The organism is Geomonas diazotrophica, assembly GCF_018919385.1.
Taxonomy (GTDB): Bacteria; Desulfobacterota; Desulfuromonadia; order Geobacterales; family Geobacteraceae; genus Geomonas; species Geomonas diazotrophica.
Genome location: NZ_JAHLMF010000008.1, coordinates 1 through 20271, shown reverse-complemented (window position 1 = coordinate 20271; position 20271 = coordinate 1). Strand labels below are relative to the sequence as shown.

Genomic DNA, 20271 nt, shown 5'->3' with positions numbered 1-20271 from the left:
GCGAATTTTCTACCCCTGCGAGGTATTAACAATGAACAAAAGCGTGAAGGTCGCAATTCCCATCGTCCTGATCCTGGTAGCGGCGGCAGCCGGCGGAGGATACTACCTGTGGCAGCAGAAGCACCAGGCCCCGTCAGGAAAGGAAAAGGCGGCCCAGGGACAGGTCCTCTACACCTGCGCCATGCACCCCTTCATCATCAAGGACAAGCCCGGCACCTGCCCCATCTGCGGGATGCAGCTGATCAAGAAGGTGGAGGGAACCCAGGCGAGTGCCGAGGAGCAGAAGATGCTAGGCCACGTCTCGCTTTCCCCGACCCAGTCGGTGATGGCCAACGTGGCCACGGTACCGGCCGAGTACGCCCCGCTCTCCAAGGAGATCAACGCCGTCGGGATCGTGCAGTACGACCAGGCCAGGCAGGCCAAGGTGACGGCATGGGTGGCCGGGCGCATCGACAAACTGAACGTTAATACCGTGGGGGCCTTCGTTTCCAAGGGGAGGCCGGTGGCGGAGATCTACTCCCCCGACCTGGTGGCCGCGCAGCAGGAGTACCTCCTGGCGCTGAGAAGCCGCGAACAGTTCAAGAAATCGAGCATCGACGCCATCTCCCAGGGGGGGGAGGGTCTGGTCGCCTCCGCGCGCCAGCGGCTTAAGCTCCTCGGGGTGAAGGACGAGCAGATCGCGGGCCTGGAGAAGGCGGGGCACCCCAACATCAAGCTCCCCATCTACACGCCGCTTTCCGGCGTGGTGATCGAGAAGGTGGTGCAGGAAGGGCAGTACGTGAACATGGGCGACCCGCTCTTCAACATCGCCGACCTCTCCACCGTCTGGGTCGAGGTCGAGGTGTACGAAAACGAGTTCAGCTTCGTGAAGATGGGACAACGGGTCGAGATCGTTTCCCAGTCGTATCCGGGCAAGACCTTCGCCGGGCGCGTCTCCTTCATTTACCCGTTCCTCGATCCCAAGACCCGTACCGTGAAGGTGAGGGTGGAGCTTGGCAACCCCGGTCTCAAGCTGAAGCCCGACATGTTCGTCAATGCCAAGATCAAGGCCCCCCTGGGGAACGCCTTGGTCGTGCCGGCAACCGCGCTCATGGACACCGGCAAGCGGCAGGTGGTCTGGGTGGAATCGCAGCCCGGCATGTTTGAGCCGCACGACGTGCAGGTGGGCGCCCGGGTCGGGGACAAGGTGCAGATCCTTTCCGGCCTGAAACAGGGTGACAAGGTGGCGGCTTCCGGCGGCTACCTGATCGATTCCGAATCGCAGCTTTCCGGCGGCAGCGGCGGTGGCGGTCACGAGGGGCACGCCGGCGGGGCTGCCGCACCCGCGGCGCCTGGGGGAGCCGGCGAGCACCAGGGGCACGGCGCTCCGGCTCCGGCTGCGCCTGCCGCACCGAAGAAGGGCGGCGGCTTGGACATGGGCGATATGAAGATGTAGTTGCTGGCATTCCTATGAGCACTGAGGTTTTACATGATTGAAAAGATCATCGAATATTCCGCCCGCAACCGGGTGATAGTGCTGATGCTCTTCGCCCTGCTGATAGCCTGGGGCGTCTGGGCAGTCTACAAGACGCCGGTGGACGCGATACCGGATCTCTCCGACAACCAGGTCATCGTTTTCACCGATTACCCGGGTCGTTCGCCGCAGGTGGTCGAAGACCAGGTTACCTACCCGCTGGCCGTGAACCTGCAGGGGCTGCCGCAGGTGCGCGCGGTGCGCGCCTCCTCCGCCTTCGGTTTCTCCATGATCTACGTGATCTTCGAGGACAAGGCGGACATCTACTGGGCCAGGACCCGCGTCCTCGAGCGCCTGAACTACGCCGCGAGCCTCCTTCCCTCGGGTGTCGTACCCACCCTCGGGCCGGACGGCACCGGCGTCGGTCACGTCTTCTGGTACACGCTTGAAGGGAAGGGGTACGACCTCGAGCAGCTGAGGACCCTGCAGGACTGGTTCGTACGTTACCAGCTGAACACGGTGCCGGGCGTGGCCGAGGTCGCCTCCATCGGCGGTTTCGTGCGCGAGTACCAGGTCGACCTCGACCCCAACCGCCTCTTTGCCTACAACATCAAGGTCGGGCAGGTGGCCGATGCGATCAAGAAGTCCAACAACGACGTGGGGGGGAGGCTCTTAGAGCAGGCCGACGCCGAATACCTGATCCGCGGACGTGGCTACGTGAAATCCACCGCGGACCTCGAGGACATCGTGGTCGGCGCCGACATGCGCGGCACCCCCATCTACGTGAAGAACCTGGGCACCGTGCAGCTCGGCGGCGCCATACGGCGCGGCATGCTGGACATGAACGGCCAGGGTGAGGCCGTCGGCGGCATCGTGGTCATGCGCTACGGCGAGAACGCCAAGGACGTCATCGACCGGGTCAAGGAGAAGATCGTCTCCCTGGAGAAGGGGCTCCCTCCCGGCGTCAAGATCATGGTTTCCTATGACCGAAGCGACCTGATCGAGCGGGCGATCCACACCCTGAAGTCCTCGCTCATAGAGGAATCGATCGTGGTGTCGCTGGTCATCCTGGTCTTCCTGCTCCACTTCCAGAGCGCGCTGGTCATCGTCCTGACGCTCCCCATCGCGGTGCTCATATCCTTCATCACCATGAAGCTTATGGGGGTTACCTCGAACATCATGTCGCTCGGGGGGATCGCCATCGCCATCGGCGTGCTGGTCGACGCCGGCGTCATCATGGTGGAGAACTGCTACCGACACCTCTCCGAGATGCCCCCCGAGGAGCGCAAGGAGAAGCGCCTGGATGTCATCATCGCCTCGGCCAAGCAGGTCGGGCGTGCCATCTTCTTCTCGCTCGCCATCATCATCCTCTCCTTCGTGCCGGTGTTCCTGCTCGAAGGGCAGGAAGGCAAGATGTTCCACCCGCTCGCCTTTACCAAGACCTTCTCCATGATGGGGTCCGCCGTCATCGCCATCACCCTGGTCCCGGTGCTGATGTATTTCCTGATGCGCGGCAAGATGCCGCCGGAGAGCTCCAACCCGGTCTCCACTTTCTTCATCAAGCTCTACTCCCCGGTGATCCGGTGGGTGCTCAAGTGGAAGAAGACCACCATCGCGCTCAACGTGGTGGCGCTCGCCATCGCCATCCCGATGTTCATGAGCATCGGCAGCGAGTTCATGCCCCCCCTGGACGAGGGGTCTCTCCTCTACATGCCGGTGACGCTCCCCAACATCTCCATCAACGAGGCGAAGCGGCTGATCCAGGTGCAGGATACCGTGATCAAGAGCGTGCCGGAGGTGGAGCACGTGCTCGGCAAGGTAGGACGCGCCGAGACGTCGACCGACCCGGCGCCGGTCTCCATGTTCGAGAGTATCATCATCCTGAAGCCCAAGGACAAGTGGCGCCCCGGCGTCACCAAGGCCGATATCGTGGCGGAACTCGACGGCAAGCTGCAGCAGATCGGGGTCAGAAACGGCTGGACCCAGCCCATCATCAACCGCATCAACATGCTCTCAACCGGGGTGCGCACCGACCTGGGGGTCAAGTTCTTCGGCTCCGACCTGAACGTGCTGAAGGACCTGGCGGTGCAGGCCGAGGGGATACTGAAGACCGTCCCCGGGGCGGCCGATGTCGTCGCGGAAAGGGTCACCGGCGGCAACTACATCGACATCGACATTGACCGCGAGGCGGCCGCCCGCTACGGCGTTGCCGTTGGGGACATCCAGGAGGTGATTTCCACCGCGCTCGGCGGCGAGATGCTCTCCACGTCGGTCGAAGGGCGAAACCGCTTCCCGATCCGCCTGCGTTACATGCGCGATATGCGCAGCGACATCCCTTCCATCCAGCGCATCCTCGTCTCCGGGATGGGGGGGGCCCAGGTTCCGCTCTCGCTGGTGACCAAGTTGAAGGTTTCCACCGGCGCCCCCGAGATCAACAGCGAGGGGGGACTCCTGCGTTCCATCGTCTTCCTCAACGTGCGCGGTCGCGACATGGGGGGCTTCGTGAACGAGGCGAAGACGGTGCTCGAGAAGCAGATGAAGCTTCCCCCGGGGTACTACGTCGCCTGGTCGGGGCAGTGGGAGAACCAGGTACGCGCCAAGGCGCGCCTGCAGATGCTGGTCCCGGCGGGGATCCTGATCATCTTCATCCTGCTCTACTTCACCTTCCACTCCGCGCTGGAGGCGAGCATGGTCATGCTCTCGGTCCCGTTCGCGCTGGTAGGGGGGGTGTACCTGGTGAAACTGCTCGGGTACAATATGTCGGTTGCCGTCTGGGTCGGCTTCATCGCCCTGTACGGTATCGCGGTCGAGACCGGTGTGGTCATGGTCATCTACCTGCACGAAGCCCTCGACAAGAAGCTGCTCAAGGGACCGGTCACCGAACAGGATATCTACGATGCCACCTTCGAGGGGGCGGTGCTCAGGCTGCGTCCCAAACTGATGACCGTCGCGGTGGCGCTGATCGGCCTTGTGCCGATCATGTGGTCCTCCGGGACCGGCGCTGACGTCATGAAGCCGATCGCGGCGCCCATGATCGGGGGGATGATATCGTCCGCCGTGCACGTGCTGATCATGACCCCGGTGATCTTCGTGCTGATGAAGAAGCACGACCTGAAGAAAGGGAAATTGAAGTACTCGGGGATGAAGCATTAGCCGAATATGCTACTGTTGCAGTAGAATATTCTTCATCTTGCTGCGGCTCATTTTCGGGAGACCGCATGGAATCCGCACTTTAGCTCTTGGCACACCGCGTGCTTAGTCAGTAACAGATTATTTTTCAAGCAAAAGGAGAACTTACCATGAAGAAACTCGTCGTTCTGGTTGCCGCCGCACTCGCTCTGACCGCTCCGATCGCTTCCTATGCAACGGATCACGGTTCCATGAACATGGATCATGGCAGCATGAAGATGGACCATGACATGGGGGGCGTAGCTCACGAAGAGGTCGTCAAGGGCGTCAAGGCCACCTTCAAGGTCATGAGCATGAAGGAGCACATGGCCGCCATGAAAATGGAACTCCCCAAAGGGATGAAAGAAACCCATCACATCGCGGTCGAATTCAAGGACGCCAAGACCGGTAAACCGATCACCGAAGGTGAGGTGACGGCGAAGGTCCAGGGGCCTGACAAGGCCGAGCAGACCAAGGATCTCATGGGTATGCAGGGGCACTTCGGCGCAGACTTCGACCTCTCCAAGAAGGGCAAGTACGGCGTGATGTGCAAGTTCAAGGTTAAAGACGGCCAGGTGCGCACCTCCAAGTTCTGGTATACCGTCAAGTAGTACAGCCCGGGCGGCTTCGATACCGGAGCCGCCCTTTGCTTCAGTCTTCCCCACCCGGTTGCTCCCGTCCTCTTCCGCTGTCGCTGTCTCGCGCAGGTTGCTTTGAAGCGTAACTGATCGAACCATAAGAATTTTCGGCTGGCGTTTTTCTCCAGAATATCTTAGAGGATACTTGCCATGGCAAATATGAACCTCGCCCGGACCGTTCGGTGCGTATGCCTGCTTCTTCTTGTCACCGCTTTCGCAGGGTGCACTTCCCGTCAGGAGCCGCCTCCCGAGGCCAAGGGGAGGGTTAACGCCACCGGCGCTTTCGTTAAGCACTTCGGGGCGGTTCCACCGGTGGACAAGGGGAGCTGCTACGGATTTGTCATCTACTTCCCTTCCGCAAGGGAGGCCGGCAAGGTGCTTCCTTTCCCGTTCTTCAGTTTCGACGAGGCCAGCCTGAAAAAGGTGGCGCTGGGGAAACTGATAGCAGGTATGGGCGACCAGAAATCCTACCAGGGGGAACTCACCCAACCGTTTCCGGTCGGCAGCCGCGTCCTCGACGTCTCCCAGTCCGCAGGCACGGTGACCGTCAACTTCAGCAAGGAACTGAATTCGATAAAGTCCGACCCGCAGGTGCAGCAGGCAGTGGTAAATGCAGTGACGCTCACCTTGCGCCAGTTCGCCGGCGTGACCACGGTCGTCTTCAAGGTAGAAGGCGCCGATAGTTCCCTAAATAAGCTCGTCGCGAAGGCCGATGAGAGTGCGGTGCTTCCTCTTGCCGCACCGCGGCTTTTGGGCGTCACCGGCATGAAGGAGAAGGGAGCCGCCAACGTCGAGGAAATCGACGCCTTCTTCGACCGGCCGGTGGACATCAAGGAGCTCACGCTGTCTGGTGCCGATGGCAGGAAGATCGAGGGAGACATCTATCAATCGGTGTTCGACATGGCGGGGGTGCTGAAGGCCAGGAATCCCCAGCCGTACCAGCCCGGTACCCCGCTGAAGGTGCGCTGGAAGGTTACCGACAAGCTCGGGCGCAGCGCCTCGGGCGACGCCGATGTTGCCCTTGAGATAAAGGAACACTGACCGGAGCGGTGCCCGGTTAGTGACGGGGCCTGGGACGCACATGTTCAAGAAAGCCATATTGCTGCTCGGCCTCGCCGTCACCTGCTGTCTGCTCTGGTTCGCCGTCTACGACTACCGCGAGGCCGGCCCCATAGCCAGGGAAAACCTGCGTGGGCTCGCGCTGTCGCTTACCACTGCCATAGAAAAACTTGCAGCCAACGACCCCTCTCTGGAGACGCTGCACTCCTTCCATCCCCCCGATGTTGCATATTTCACCCTTGTCGACCGCCGGGGCGTCTACCGCTTCCACTCCAACCGCGATCTGGTCGGCACCCCTGTCGATGGCCGGTCCGCCAAGGAGGTGCCGCTGCTCACCAGATCCGAAACCCGCGTCACCCTCGGTACCGGCGAGCGCGCCTACCAGTTCGCCTCACCTGTGACGGTGCGTGGGGAGCCGCTTGTCCTGGTGCTCACCCTGCATACGTACCGTGCCGACGCGGTAGTCCGGCGCGCCAGGCTTAACATGACCATCGTGCTCATGCTGGTCGTGATGGGGTGGCTTTTGAGTTTTGGCCTGGCGCGGTATGCGCGGCGCGACGAGCGCCACCGGGAGGAACTGGCACGCAGGGAGGCACTGGCGAAACTGGGCGAAATGGGGGCCGTCCTGGCCCATGAGATACGCAATCCCCTGGCGGGTATCAAGGGGTTCGCCCAGGTAATAGCCGCCAAGCCCCAGGAGTCCCGCAACGCTGCCTTTGCCCAGAGCATCGTGACCGAGGCGGTGCGCCTGGAGAGCCTCGTGAACGATCTTTTGGCCTACGCGGCGAACGAGCCGGAGGCGCGGGAGGATTTTCCTCTTGCTCCCCTTTTTGCCCAAACCGTCTCCCTGCTCCAGCCGGATGCCCGTGCTCAGGGGGTCGGCGTCACCTGGCGCTGCCCCGACGACTTGCTGGTGCACGGCAAGCGGGACCGGATCGAGCAGGCGCTGCTTAATCTCGGGCATAACGCGCTTCAGGCCATGCCTGACGGCGGGCTACTGCAATTATTGGCGGAGCGGTCGGGCAGGGATGCCGTCATCAGCATTCGGGACAACGGCAGCGGCATAGCCGAGGAGCATCGCCAGCAAGTTTTCGACCCGTTTTTCACCACGAAAAGCCGGGGGACCGGGCTTGGGCTTGCCCTGTGCAAGAAGATCGTAGAAGCGAACAGTGGCAGCATCACGCTGCAAAGCAGGGAAGGGGAGGGGACGGTGGTCACGCTCACCCTCCCCCGTGCCCGCTGACCAGGTAGAGGAGCCGAGATGAAGGGATCAGTACTGGTTGTTGAGGATGACGAAACCTTTCGCGCCTTTGTGCAGACCATCCTGCAGGACGAAGGGTACCAGGTGGAGGCCGCCGCCGACGGCGTAAAGGCGTTGCGCCTTTTGCGCCAGACCGGCTTTGACGTGGTGGTTTCCGACCTGAAGCTTCCCGGGAAAAGTGGTCTTGACCTGTTTCGGGAGACGAGGCCGGATCCCGGTGCGCCCCCCTTTATCTTCCTCACCGCTTTCGGTACCGTCGACGAGGCCGTCTGCGCCATCAAAGAGGGAGCGGTGGACTTCCTGACCAAGCCATTGAAGGACCCCCAGGCACTGCTCGCCCTGGTACAAAGGACCATTGAGACGCAAAGCCGGACCCGGGAATACCTTTCCCTCAAGGAATCCGAGTCCGCCGGGCTGCCGCCGGAGGAGCTTCTTTTCGCCAGCGATGCCATGCGCGCCGTGCGGCAACTGGTCCATGACGTGGCCGCCACTATGGCGAACGTGCTGATCTACGGTGAAAGCGGCACCGGCAAAGAGCTGGTGGCCCGGACCATTCACCTCATGAGCCAGAGAAGCAAGGGCGCCTTTGTCGCCATAAACTGTGCCGCCATACCGGAAAACCTCCTGGAGAGCGAGCTGTTCGGTCACGAAAAGGGTGCTTTTACCGGTGCTATACAGGCGCGCCAGGGTAAATTCGAGTTGGCAAAGGGAGGCACCATCTTTCTGGACGAAATTGGGGAGATGCCCCTTTCCCTTCAGGCGAAACTGCTGCGCGTTATACAGGAGCGGTCGTTCGAGAGGGTGGGGGGGACCCGGGAGATAAAGGCCGACGTCCGCATCATCGCCGCGACCAACAGGAACCTGCGCGAGGAAGTCACCCAGCGTCGCTTCCGTGAAGACCTCTACTACCGGCTCAACGTCTTCCCGCTGCAACTCCCGCCGCTAAGGGAAAGGTCGGGTGCCATCGATATTTTGGCCGAATACTTCATGCAACGCTTCAGCTCACAGCTGGGCAAGACGCTGAAGGGGATCGAGCACGATGCCCTCGCCGCTCTACGTCGCTATGAGTGGCCCGGCAACGTCCGCGAACTGCAAAACGTGATGGAAAGGGCGGTGATCCTGTCCAAAGACCAGGTCCGGGCGTCTACGCTTCCGGACGAGATCGTGTCCAAGATCCAGGGAGGGCAACTGGACAGCAGGGAGCGCCTGAAAGGGGCCGAGCGCGACCTGATCGCGCAGGCGATCGCGAAACATGGCGGCAACCGCCGCCTCGCGGCAGCGGAGCTCGGCATCTCCCGCCGCTCTTTGCAGTACAAGCTGAAAGAGTACGGCTTTCTCGATGAGGGGTGAGTGGTGCAAGACTGGTGAGTGACGGTGCAATTTCTTGCACCCAATAGGCTTCCCCAGGACAAGTGCGGCAGCGACAGACCGAGTGAAATCGGCGAGTTACGATGCCGCCGCGAACTGGCACGGACCGTGATACCCCTTGACCATCCACATTTCAAAAAAGGAGGTCGAGGCGTTGGAAGGTAGCGTGTTGTTCAGTAGTGCCGGTAACCGGAAAAAAGGGGGAGCGATGAAGACGATGGCGGTGGTTGTACTAGTGGCGGCATTTGCGCTGCTGACCGGATGCTGCATGTTGCATCCGATGTGGTGACCAATCGGAAGGACGGTGCATTGTTATGGCAGGTGGGCGGCTTATTTTTATGATAATGACTTTGCTCCTGAACGGGCTGTGGCTCGGGGATGCTTCCGCGGGGTTTCTCGGCTTCGGTTCGGACAACACAGGGAAAAGCGGTCTTGACTTCAACCGGGGCTACGACCTCAACACCGTGGGGAGCGTTTCCGGTCGTGTCAGTGCCGCGCCGCACCAGGTTGAAAACGAGCAGTACATCTTGGAGGTTCACACGGCGTCCGGCACCGTGAACCTGAGCGTAGGGCCGGGCGGCTTCTGGCAGAAAAAGGGAATCGCCGTTCGGGTCAACGACGAGATCAGCGCCAAAGGCGCCAGGGCGCAGGGGCAGGATGGCAAAGACTACCTGCTGACCCAAAAGCTGGTGAACAAGACCACGGGAGCCGCTGTCGAACTGCGCAGCGAAAGCGGCGAACCAGCCTGGTCGAGCAAGGGAGCCGGGGCAAGTATGCGATCGCAGGATGGCCGGTTCGGCGGTGGTTTGGGCGGCGGTTTCATGCGTGGCGGCGGTATGATGGGCGGCGGCATGCGGCGCTAGCGCCGAACTCCGGCTGTGCCATGAGGTGATGATGATCAAGGCGGGTATCAGTTTCAAGGTCGTTGGCGTTTTGTTGGTTGCGGGATGTCTGTTGGTTCCGCAGCGGGTCCACGCGGAAGGGCCTGCGCTTTCCGCAACCCTCGGCTTCGAGTTCGCCTCGGGCGATTACGGTACCGGCGTCACAACGCGGTCCATCTCCATTCCCGTGACCTTGTCGCTCGCTGCCACCGATCGCCTCGGCTTTTCCCTGGAAATACCGTACGTCTACCAGAGCAACTCTGCCGTGAATACCGGCGTTCTCCTCGGCTCGGGTGGGCAGATGGCAGGGATGCAGAAAGAAGTGGCAGCGATGAACGGCCAGCACGGCGGCAACGGCTCCATGTCCTCTGCACAGCCGGACAGCTACGGCCGCTCCGCGAGCGGTCCCGGCGACATGACCGCCAAGGCCGGCTACGTGCTGGTACCGGAGGGGGAGTTCATGCCGCGGATCCGACCCTACCTCTTCGTGAAGTTCCCCACCGGAGACGAGAGCAAGGCGCTGGGCACAGGGGCCTTTGACGAAGGAGGCGCGGTTGAACTCTTCAAACAGATGGACAGGTGGTACTCCTTCGTCGAGACGGGCTACACCTTCCAGGGGCATTCCTCGGTTCTCGCATTGAAGGACTACTTGAGCTTCAGTGCAGGAACAGGTTACGCAGTAACAGATTCGCTGATGCCCATGGTGGTGGTGAAGACTTCCACGGCTCCCATAGAGGGAGCCAGCGCACTGGTGGAAACGAGGCTGAAACTGAAGTACCTGGTTACCGGTCGCACCAGCATCGAAGGGTACGTGGCCAAGGGGTGGACCCGCAGCAGTGCCGATTACGGCAGCGGCATCGCGGTTTCTTACGACTTTTGAAATTGACAACTTACAGGGATAGAAGAGGGGGTATTACTATGAAACGAGAGATTATTGCAGCGGCAGCAGCTGTATTGGCGGTCGGTATGCTGGCAGGGTGTGGCGGTGGTTCTTCCTCCACCACTGCGGCCAAGGTTGCAGGCAAGGTGGCCGACGGTTACCTGGAGAAGGCGACGGTCTTCATGGACAAGAACAACAACTACCGTCTCGATGACGGCGAGCCGAACATGCAGACCGATGCCAACGGCGTTTATTCGCTCACCGTGGACCCCGCCGATCTCGGCAAATACCCGATCGTCGCCCTCGCCGTCAAGGACGTCACCATCGACCAGGATACCGGTCTGCCGGTGGCACACAGCTACCTCTTGAGCCTTCCCAAGGACAGCGTTTCCGGAACGGTGAGCAGCAACTTCATCAGTCCCCTTACCACCCAGGTGCGGGAGATGATGGAGACCGGCAACTACACCATGACCGAGGCGATGGAGCAGTTGCGGCTCAAATTGCACGTTGCGCAGGACTCCGACGTGATGGGGGACTACATGGCCGGGCAGAACCAGGCGCTTCACGCGACCGCCCAGAAGATGGCTACCCTGATGGGGGGGCAGATGGGGCAGGTCTACCAGTCCGGCAGTGATACCGTGGTGGACGTCAACCGTTACCGGGGCATGATGGGGGCGATGTTCAGCAACATGTCATCGGTGCGGGCCGCCGCTACCGACGCGGACATGACCCAGTTGATGACCCAGATGTCCTCGAATCTCAACAACATCACCATCGGCCAACCGTTCCACAACATGTCCTCCTACTTCGGCGGCATGACGGGGAGTGGGGGGATGATGGGGAGGTAGCCTTCCTTACTCGCGGCACCTCCGGGGCGGATGTCACCGGGGGGGGCCGCGAGGCCTCTTATGGCTCGGTCAGGACCTCCCTCACCTTGGTCGCCAGCGAATGCATGGTGAAGGGCTTTTGCAGAAAACACATGTCCTCGTCCACCTTGCCCCTCTCCGCGATGACATCGGCCGTATAGCCCGACATAAACAGACACTTCAGGCCGGGGCGGCTTTTCAAGAGCCGCTCGGACAGGTCGCGACCGTTCATCCCCGGCATGATGATATCGGTCAGAAGGAGGTCGATCGCTTTTTTGTGGTCGGCCGCGATCTCGATGGCCTGGTCCGGTGAGCCCGCCGCATAGACGGTGTACCCCAACTGGGACAGGATCGTCGTCCCTATCTCCATGATGGCGGGTTCGTCCTCGACCAGCAGGATGCTTTCCGTACCTCCCACGGGTTTTTCCACTTCCGGCTTCGACTCCTGGGCAACCTCATGCACCGCAGGCAGGTAGATACGGAAGGTCGCGCCATGGCCGGGTTCGCTGGCGACCTCGATGTTGCCCCTGTTTTGCTTCACGATGCCGAACACGGTGGCGAGCCCGAGGCCGGTGCCGCGTCCAAGTTCCTTGGTGGTGTAGAAGGGTTCGAAGATCCGGTCCATAACCTCCCGCGACATCCCTTTTCCGCTGTCAGACACCACCAGCATCACGTAGTCGCCCGGCACCAGGTCGGCCATCCGCGCCTGGTCGTGCAGGTTGAGGGCGACGTTTTGGGTGTAGATCTCTATCTTGCCGACCCCGGCGATGGCGTCGCGCGCGTTGACGCAAAGATTGGCCATGACCTGGTCCAGTTGGGACGGGTCGAGCTTTACTTTCCAAAGGTCGAAGCCCGGTGACCACGAAAGATCTATATCCTCGCCGATCAGGCGATGCAGCATTTTAAGCATCTTGGCTATGGTCTCGTTCAGGTCGAGGACCTTGGGCTCGGCGTGCTGCTGCCTGGAGAAGGCCAGCAACTGCTTGGTGATGTCGGCCGAGCGCCGTGCTGCATCGAGAATTTCCTTGAGCCGGTCGTGCATCTGACCGGAAGGCTCGGCAGTGAGCATCCCGAGTTCCGCATGCCCCATGATGACGCCGAGCATGTTGTTGAAGTCATGGGCAACTCCGCCTGCCAACTGGCCAACCGCCTCCATCTTCTGAGATTGCACCAGCTGTTGCGCCAGTCCCCGCTTTTCGGCCTCCATTTTGGCTTTTTCCGTGATGTCGCGGATTACCAGGACCATCCCGCCCAGTTCCCCCGAGCTGTTGATGATAGGCGCGCTGTTGACGGTTACTGTCCGTTCGGCGCCGCTTTTGGAAAAAAGTCTATGTTGACCCGGTAGTTCAAGGGCCTGCCTCGCCTCGATCACGTGGTGAAGCTCCGCCATCACTTCCGAGTGCTCTCTTTCTCCCGCCAGTTTAAGCACTTGGTCCAGCCGGTGCCATCGGGCTTCAGCCTCGCTCCAGCCGGTGAGAACCTCGGCGACCTGGTTCAGCAGCACGATCCGGTCGCCGGTGTCGGTGGCGATGACGCCGTCGCCTATGGATTGCAGGGTGACGGTTAGCCGTTCCTGCTCAGCTATCAGGCGCTGTTCGGCGTCGCGCAGTTCGGTAGAGGAATGGTTCAGGGCGTCGGCCAGCTGGTCGATCTCGTAGACTCCGCGCTGCACCGAGACCTGGGCCCCCTTGTGATCCTGTAAATCCTGTGCGAACCGGCTGAGCTCACGTACCGCCCGCAGCGGTCGTTTGACCACCAGGACCATCAGGAGGGTGCCAACCAGGATCCAGAGAGCGCCGATCTGCAGACTGCTGTGCCAGGTGGCCCGTTGCAGCTGGTTTGCCGTTTCCAGGCTGAGTGCCATCCGTACCCACCCGAGGTGGGTCCCGGCTGAGATGGGCGCCCAGCAAACCAACTGGTCTCCCTGGCGTCTCAGCAGAGGTTCCCGCGTGGTGAGGACGGTAACGGCCTTCTTGCCGTATATGAGCCGGGGAGGGACGCTGCGCGAAGGACGCTCGATGTTGCACAGCAGGTTGCCGTTGGGCTCCACTACCTGGATGGAGACTACGTCAGGCATCTGCGCCGCGTTCAGCATGTGCGCTTCGAGCCCGGCGTACTCCTGGGTCACGATGAAGCCCGCGGCGTTGTCCGCAAGGCTATGGGCGAGGACCCGCAGGTTGTCCGAAAGCGCCTGGACGTAAATCGACTGCTGCCGACTGCCGGTCCACCAGCCGTAAACGGCGATCATGGCGGTCAGGATCAGGGCCAGCGATACGGTGATTTTTACCTCTAGGCGCTTGAACATCACGGGACCGGGCTACTTGGGTTGCTGTTTGTCGAGCAGGTCGAAGTTGACGTCGGCAAAGAAGGCGTAATCCCGTCGGAAATCAGCTTTCACGGGCGCCACGAGCTTGACCGCTTTCAGCATGTTGCGCCCCTGCTCGGTGTGGTCCAGGTTGAGCAGGGCGGTCGTCACCGCATCCCGAACCTTTTTGGGGACCCTCGGGTGAGCGGCGAAAGGGTGGGAGGCCACCTCCTGGGTTTTCATGATAACCCGGAACTCCTTCTGCATCTCGGGAAAGTCGTCGATCATGCTGCTGTCCAAGGTGGCTCCGGCATCTGCCTTGCCGACCAGGACGCTCTTGGCAACGTTGATGGTGGATCCGCTGTAGAATACGTTGAAATCGATCTGCTGTCCGGTGAGAACGGCGTGGCGCGTGATCACGCTGCAGACGTTCTTGGGGCCGACGATGGCGATCGTTTTCCCCTTGAGGTCTTTCACCTGGTTGTACGGAGAGTCCTTGCGGACGAATACCTGGCCGCGCAGCATGTTCGATCCCCGTACCAGTGGTATGTATTTCTGCTTCTGATAGGCCAGGTAGAACATGTTGGGGGCGGCATACATGAAGTCGACATGTTCACCCTTGGTGTCTTCCAGGAAGGTGGTGATCTTGTCGTAGAGTTTGAGCTCGATTTTTATGCCCGTCTGCTGTGAAAGATAATACACCAGCGGTGTCCAGTTCTTGTGTAGTGTCACTGCGGGGAGATTAGGCACTACTGCCAGGGTATATACTTTTTCTGTGGCTGAGGCCTGGAAGGGAAGGGCTACCGCGATGAGAAAAGCCAAAATAAGACAGTAGAACTTGACCTTTAGACATGACATAAGAATCTCCACTTGAGGCTGTTTTGGTGTGGTAGTACTCGGTAGTTCGTTTTTACGAGAAGCCTTAAACTGATACCACACAATCAGACATTGTCAGCATCATCACAATTCCTACTCGGCATATGACAAGCTACACTTGATCCATTTTTTCCATGACTTTACGCGCGGGTACGGAAAGAGTCACTGCATCTTCGAATCCGGACTTCGAAAACAGATTCAGTTCCAGTTCGGTTGGTTGTTGCTGTGTTGTGTTGTTGCGGGAGGATCGAAGGGGATAGCTGTGATTGTCTCATAAGATATAGAAAGTAAAGTTATTTTGCGCATTTCCCCATTTTTCACTTGTTCAGCCTCATGAATCTGCTAGGATATGCGGCAAAATTGCCACACTTGTGTGAACGACTACGGCGAGCAATCCAGCGGGAAGCGTGAATTGCATGTTCGGCAAGCGCCGTAATGTCATCAAGCATGTCGAGGGGAATGCGAAGGGTAACTATTGCGATCCCCTCGGAGGTCACTTTCTCAACGGTCATGTGCTCATTGATGAAGGATTCCATGGGAACAATGTATTACCACGAGTAATATATTACTGTCAATAATATTTGAGGCTAATATGATAAAGAAATTTTTAGAGTCTCTTAAATCAAGGGGATATACACAGGAACAGATAGCCGAAAAGGTAGGATTAGGGCAATCTTATATAAGCCATTTGATGAACGGCAAAAATTGCAGCTTAGAAACTGTTATCAAATTTGCTGATGCTTTTGGCGTATCTCTTGATGAAGTGGTAGGGAGGACACCGCCTGAAAAGAAGCCTCTCAGCAACTCGCTAAAGGATCATGGGAAAGGCTTGGCTTTGAAGGGGTGAATGGGCGGGGACGGCTCCGATGGGGGAGCAGTGGCACAATGAAAGCGCCCATATAGGCACGGTCAGAGGGGTAAGGCGCTTTGACCGCCCTAAAGGGCGCTAGTTGGGCAAGTTATCGCTTAACAGGTTGGGACACGAAAGCAGGATCATTTGCAACAGGGTGAATATTACCAGTGGAAGGGGAGGGGGGAGCCGGATCGGCAACCCTTGCCACCTGTAGCACCCGCGAATTGTCCACCCAAAGACCAGGACGAAGTGCCGCCACTACATCATCTGGAACGGATACGAGCGCCCGCCTATTTTTACGGTCCACCGAATAGCTATACGGCAACTCGGAAATCGGGACCACTTGCCCGAACAGATCGACCGCCACCAATTTATCCCCGAACCACGCCCCAGCCAGAGAAACCTGAACGTAAGACTGTTTTTTGACCGCAGGAGGCTTAAGGCTACTGTATGACCTTTGTACGGGAGCTGACATTATTTCAAGAGTGGGTTTTATTGGCATGTTTGCCACTCCTGGCACCAACGCGCCCCCCGCCCCCGCCCTCACAGCGGGGCGGGGCGCTGGTTTTATGGAATTCTTGGTGTTGCCGAAATGACCCATGAACTTAAGAAAGAAAAACACGGAGACAACACACAGAGCAATAATTATATAAAGTTGTTTTCGGATTGGTTTAATTTCGTTTGTTTTATGTTCACCATTGGAGGACAGATACATCATGTGAATCTTTTTATCGGATTTGACTACTTGAGTATTTAATTTCTCCTGAGTTTTGGGGTGCAGATAGAAATAACGGAATTCACCAACGGCAGAAAGGGTGCGTCTTTCGGCATCAATCTGATATTCAGCCCTTTGAGCTATAGAAGGACATAAATCAGTCCATGAATGTGTAATAAGATAAATATCAATTGGATAATGACCATGATAACCAAAGAAATAAAGGGTGGATTTTTGGGGATCACCAGCACCTTTATCTTTGAAATTAAATGGGAATGTACCATGAGCCTCGTCGAGAAGAAGAACAAATGGTACACCAATTTTTTCGATGAAGGGAACAACCCTATCTAGGGTAAGGAAATCTGCTAGAGTACAACTTTGTTGTTTAAGGAAAACATCAAGATTGACATGAGGAATCCGAAGACCATCTATATTGGTAAGGATGAAGGGGGTTTTATCTGATTTGGGAACCCAGGTAAATAATTCGTTATCCCACTTGAAATAGGTAACGAGTACATGACGAACAGCCCAATAGGTTTTACCAGCACGTGGTGGACCAGTTATCACTTTTTGCATTGGGGAGACTCCTATTAATGACTGTATCGGTCAGTTGTAAATTTAGAGAAGATACCACCAATTTTCACCATATTAAGTACAGCACGTTTTGCAACGAACCCAAGAAACACGGAAAGACAGGCGGGAAGTTTGAGACAAACAGCGAACCATGCGCCGAGTTGAGTCAGTTGGATAGACTGGGGAGAAAGACCGAGAGTATCGAACATGGGAGCAGAGAAATTCTGCATTACTTTGAAAATACCCCAGTTAATAGCAAGAGGAATCCCAATGGTAAAAAGGCCAGCAGAGAGAAGCCCCTTAAAAAATGTGAGCACACGAGAAAAAGAGAGAAGGGCAGGCAGAATACGAGCGAGCCAAGCAAGAGCAGCAGCAATTAGAGCAGGCATTTTTTACCCCCTGTCGAAAAGATAAATGAATCCAGCTAAATATGTTACAGCCAGGAGGAAAACCCCCATTGATTCCAGAAATGATTGATACTTGCAAAAACTGATTGTATAGGAACGACCCATAATTGAACCAGTAATAGCGCAGGTTGGATCAGATGTAAGTATTTGATTACCTGTTATAGAATTGGATAGTTCTTGAAGTTTTGAATCTATATCTGTCTTTATTGATTCCCAGTTAGGACCTTGACCATATTCTGATTCTGAAATACTGATTGAACCGTCAGGTGCAATAGCTGGATTATAGTCATAGTTTGATGGATTATCTTCAGGTAGTCCAGTTTCTTCAGTAGTCGTATCAGAGCCTAGTTTGTCACCAGTACCACCGGCGCCACTATAATAATTATTAGTAGTGGTTGTTGTAGTGGTTGTTTTTGTAGTTGTACCGGTATTGAATGTTTTACTGGAAACGGTTGTAGTAGTGGTATATGACTGAGTGCCAGCGGGAGCACCGGATTTAGTCCCTTCATTGGTAGTGGTAGAGGTGTTGGGATTTGTGGTTGTACCACCGGAACCACTGCCAAAATCGGTGTAAGAGGTTGTTCCAGTTTGCCAACCAGGAGGAGGCTCAACTGTAGGCGTATTTTCGGGGCCAACATCGGGCGAAGTTTCTACATAATCGGCAGGAGCTGCACAGATAGGAGTTCCTGTCGGATAAATGGTGGAATCAGCCGTTTTGGTCTTTTGATATCCATTCGGACAATTCCCGGCACTATCGGGCATGACCACTGCGGCGCATACATAGCCACCTTCACCTGTACCATCTAAATTTTTAACGTAAAACTCTGAAGTACCATTTGGACACTTTTTGATACATGCCTTACAGGAACCACCGCAATCTATGCCGGTTTCATCTTGATCCTGAGCTTTATTGGAACAGTGACCCGGAAAGTTAGTGGGATCGGGAGGGGGAGGAACATCACAGGCAATTTTTGTGATTGAGTATTTGCTATAAGTACCCCAGTATGTGAGATTATCGCAGGTGCCACCAGCCGTAGGAACGCATGTCCTGTAGGAACCATCACCATCAAAAATTTTATAGGTGTTTTCGGTCCCTTTCCCGAGACAGGCATCACCAGATTCAGACCCTATAAGCGCACCGGGAATGTAAGCATATCCGTTTTTTTGGTAGGAACGAAATTGGGATATTGGACCACCGGACGCCATATCGGTAGGAATCTGAGTGCAGTCAATGGCATAAGCCGAAACCGGAATGATAACCAGAAGAAGCAGAAAAAATAATGACCTCATAGGAACCACCTTTGAAGGAAATTAAAAAAGGGGCAGGGCATAAACCCCACCCCCTTTTTTGCTGGAGCTGTACCCCGCCGATTAGGAACGGTTGGTCAGCTTGATCAGCTTCCGGATCGCCCACATGACGAAGAGCGCCGGCAGGATCATCTTGGCCAGATCTTCCGGGCCGGTGGTGTCGATGGTGATCCCGGTGAGATCGACAGCAGCCGCAGCCTGACCAGCAGCAGCACCCACGGCGAGGGCAGCCCCGCCAACCGCTTTACCGCACTTCTTGACCATCTGTTTCATTTTGCTACCTCCTGTTTTTTATTTGCTACCAGTCGAGAAGCACCCACAATGTAATACCCCCGACAATTAGCCCCGCGAAACCTGCAATTACTTGGTAATTTTCGGCAAGTGTCATTTTAAGACCTCGTGGCAAGGCGTACTATTGCCTTGATACCGAAAAGGGCAGGGAGCCACGCTACAACGAGCGTGAAGGCCCAGTTGAATTCCTGAATGTCCGAAACAGCAATGACGTTATAGGTAATCATGCAAATCCCCTTAGAAGGGCGCTGTTTGTTGCCACCGGACGAACGCTTCCGAGGCGGGAGCCATGTGACAGAACCCCTGCATGTCATTGGTCGCCCTGGAGGACGAACAGCCAGAGCAGAGACACGCAAGAATAATCACAGCCAGAAAGGAACCGAAGAACCAGCAAAGGTTATTTGACGCCCTTATCAGTTCCTCACCCATGACTAGGCCGCCGCCTTGAAGCCGAGGAAAGTGACTTTTTCGGTTTTTGCATCGAAGCCGAGGCTGGCGACGCCTTCTTTGCCCTCATAGGGGCGAATCCCGGCGATCATGCCGTCGGGCAGACGCAAGCTGAGCTTGTCGAAGGACTCCAGATCGAGCAGGGTGATGTTGTCGAAGCTCCATGCACGGCCTTCTTTGTTACCGGACTTGGTGGATACGTTGAGAACACGAACTTTTGCTTGCATTGGCATTACTCCTTTAGAACGGCGCTATCTGCGCGTTTATTTGCTCTCCGAAGGTGGAGAGCATGGAAACAATCCGTTTACCGAGTCGGGGATCTACTCCGCGACTCCTTTTCTTTTCCCCCGTTTTGCGGTCGGTGTACTCCTTGGAGGAGCGGGGGGCCGGGACGGAGAAACCGAAACCGGCATCTATGACACGACCACCGCGAGCTTCAATCATGGACTGAGCGGCCATGAGGGTATCCCGCATTTCTTCTAAAATTTCGCCGCCTTTTTGGCCTATTGCCTGACTGTGAGTCATTTCAGCAATGACTTTTTCGATTGGCTTCATGGTAGCCCTCAACCCGGCACTTATGTTGTACCGGTTCCCACGTATATGGGACGTTTGATCCTTCGTTATGTATTTCCGCATGTAGTTTGCGGCATGAAGTGGATTCTTCATTTTCTCTATGTCAACGCTGTTAGAGGCTTGCCCCCAAATCTTCGTAAGCCACTTGATAGGAAAAAACTGATCCCAAAGGATATGAAAATGAATATTTCCATTTTCCTGCAGCTCCGCTGTCAATCGGCTTTGAAAATTGACCCACCATCGGCGTCCAAAATTGACCCACCCCAGGTAGCAGTTTTCAGTTCTTGATTCTGGTCTTGATCCTCCAGCTATCGTTCCCGGTTTCGATGATCTCGCAGTGGTGAGTGAC

Annotated in this window: 19 protein-coding genes; 10 read left to right on the top strand and 9 right to left on the bottom strand. The window is 57.2% G+C overall.

The window, feature by feature from the left end:
- Positions 1-31: 31 nt before the first annotated feature.
- The 6 genes from KOM00_RS10045 to KOM00_RS10020 all read left to right on the top strand — a co-directional run bounded on the left by KOM00_RS10045 (position 32) and on the right by KOM00_RS10020 (position 8929).
- Positions 32-1435, top strand: coding sequence for an efflux RND transporter periplasmic adaptor subunit (locus KOM00_RS10045; protein ID WP_216498789.1), 1404 nt, complete (start codon positions 32-34; stop codon positions 1433-1435).
- Between the two features lie 33 nt (positions 1436-1468).
- Positions 1469-4606 carry an efflux RND transporter permease subunit gene (locus KOM00_RS10040; protein WP_216498788.1) on the top strand — a complete coding sequence of 1046 codons (3138 nt, stop codon included), beginning with the start codon at positions 1469-1471 and terminating at the stop codon, positions 4604-4606.
- Between the two features lie 146 nt (positions 4607-4752).
- Positions 4753-5232, top strand: coding sequence for a hypothetical protein (locus KOM00_RS10035; protein ID WP_216498787.1), 480 nt, complete (start codon positions 4753-4755; stop codon positions 5230-5232).
- 177 nt (positions 5233-5409) lie between these two features.
- A complete protein-coding gene (locus KOM00_RS10030; RefSeq protein ID WP_216498786.1) occupies positions 5410-6300 on the top strand; it encodes a GerMN domain-containing protein in 891 nt (296 codons plus the stop codon).
- A gap of 40 nt (positions 6301-6340) precedes the next feature.
- Entirely contained in the window at positions 6341-7561 is a 1221-nt protein-coding gene (locus KOM00_RS10025) for an ATP-binding protein (protein ID WP_216498785.1), read from the top strand.
- 18 nt (positions 7562-7579) lie between these two features.
- Positions 7580-8929 carry a sigma-54-dependent transcriptional regulator gene (locus KOM00_RS10020; protein ID WP_216498784.1) on the top strand — a complete coding sequence of 450 codons (1350 nt, stop codon included), beginning with the start codon at positions 7580-7582 and terminating at the stop codon, positions 8927-8929.
- 96 nt (positions 8930-9025) lie between these two features.
- Here KOM00_RS10020 and KOM00_RS10015 read toward each other — a convergent pair whose 3' ends face one another.
- Positions 9026-9217, bottom strand: a complete 192-nt coding sequence (locus KOM00_RS10015) for a hypothetical protein (RefSeq protein ID WP_216498783.1) — start codon at positions 9215-9217, stop codon at positions 9026-9028.
- A gap of 68 nt (positions 9218-9285) precedes the next feature.
- Between KOM00_RS10015 and KOM00_RS10010 the strand changes: the two genes are divergently transcribed.
- Genes KOM00_RS10010 through KOM00_RS10000 form a run of 3 tightly spaced genes read left to right on the top strand, consistent with a single transcriptional unit; the run spans position 9286 to position 11556 of the window.
- A complete protein-coding gene (locus KOM00_RS10010; protein ID WP_236026876.1) occupies positions 9286-9810 on the top strand; it encodes a DNA-binding protein in 525 nt (174 codons plus the stop codon).
- 31 nt (positions 9811-9841) lie between these two features.
- The gene (locus tag KOM00_RS10005) at positions 9842-10708 is read left to right on the top strand and encodes a transporter (RefSeq protein ID WP_216498781.1); all 867 of its coding nucleotides are present in this window, start codon (positions 9842-9844) and stop codon (positions 10706-10708) included.
- 38 nt (positions 10709-10746) lie between these two features.
- Positions 10747-11556 (top strand): hypothetical protein, encoded by an 810-nt coding sequence (locus tag KOM00_RS10000; protein ID WP_216498780.1) that lies wholly within the window; start codon positions 10747-10749, stop codon positions 11554-11556.
- A 58-nt stretch (positions 11557-11614) separates the two neighbouring features.
- Here the strand turns inward: KOM00_RS10000 and KOM00_RS09995 are convergent, their stop codons facing one another.
- Positions 11615-13879, bottom strand: a complete 2265-nt coding sequence (locus KOM00_RS09995; protein WP_216498779.1) for an ATP-binding protein — start codon at positions 13877-13879, stop codon at positions 11615-11617.
- Between the two features lie 12 nt (positions 13880-13891).
- A complete protein-coding gene (locus tag KOM00_RS09990; protein WP_216498778.1) occupies positions 13892-14737 on the bottom strand; it encodes a phosphate/phosphite/phosphonate ABC transporter substrate-binding protein in 846 nt (281 codons plus the stop codon).
- A gap of 610 nt (positions 14738-15347) precedes the next feature.
- Here KOM00_RS09990 and KOM00_RS09985 point away from each other — a divergent pair.
- Positions 15348-15602 carry a helix-turn-helix domain-containing protein gene (locus KOM00_RS09985; RefSeq protein WP_216498777.1) on the top strand — a complete coding sequence of 85 codons (255 nt, stop codon included), beginning with the start codon at positions 15348-15350 and terminating at the stop codon, positions 15600-15602.
- A 112-nt stretch (positions 15603-15714) separates the two neighbouring features.
- Here KOM00_RS09985 and KOM00_RS09980 read toward each other — a convergent pair whose 3' ends face one another.
- From KOM00_RS09980 to KOM00_RS09955, 6 genes are all read right to left on the bottom strand, one after another.
- Positions 15715-16899 carry a zonular occludens toxin domain-containing protein gene (locus KOM00_RS09980; RefSeq protein WP_216498776.1) on the bottom strand — a complete coding sequence of 395 codons (1185 nt, stop codon included), beginning with the start codon at positions 16897-16899 and terminating at the stop codon, positions 15715-15717.
- A gap of 14 nt (positions 16900-16913) precedes the next feature.
- Positions 16914-17285: a hypothetical protein gene (locus tag KOM00_RS09975; protein WP_216498775.1), complete on the bottom strand. Its 372-nt coding sequence runs from the start codon at positions 17283-17285 to the stop codon at positions 16914-16916.
- Positions 17286-17288: 3 nt separating this feature from the next.
- Positions 17289-18593 carry a hypothetical protein gene (locus KOM00_RS09970; protein ID WP_216498774.1) on the bottom strand — a complete coding sequence of 435 codons (1305 nt, stop codon included), beginning with the start codon at positions 18591-18593 and terminating at the stop codon, positions 17289-17291.
- 81 nt (positions 18594-18674) lie between these two features.
- A complete protein-coding gene (locus tag KOM00_RS09965) occupies positions 18675-18884 on the bottom strand; it encodes a hypothetical protein (protein ID WP_216498773.1) in 210 nt (69 codons plus the stop codon).
- A gap of 449 nt (positions 18885-19333) precedes the next feature.
- Positions 19334-19576: a hypothetical protein gene (locus tag KOM00_RS09960; RefSeq protein WP_216498772.1), complete on the bottom strand. Its 243-nt coding sequence runs from the start codon at positions 19574-19576 to the stop codon at positions 19334-19336.
- Between the two features lie 13 nt (positions 19577-19589).
- Positions 19590-20138 (bottom strand): hypothetical protein, encoded by a 549-nt coding sequence (locus KOM00_RS09955; protein ID WP_456264250.1) that lies wholly within the window; start codon positions 20136-20138, stop codon positions 19590-19592.
- Positions 20139-20271: the final 133 nt, after the last annotated feature.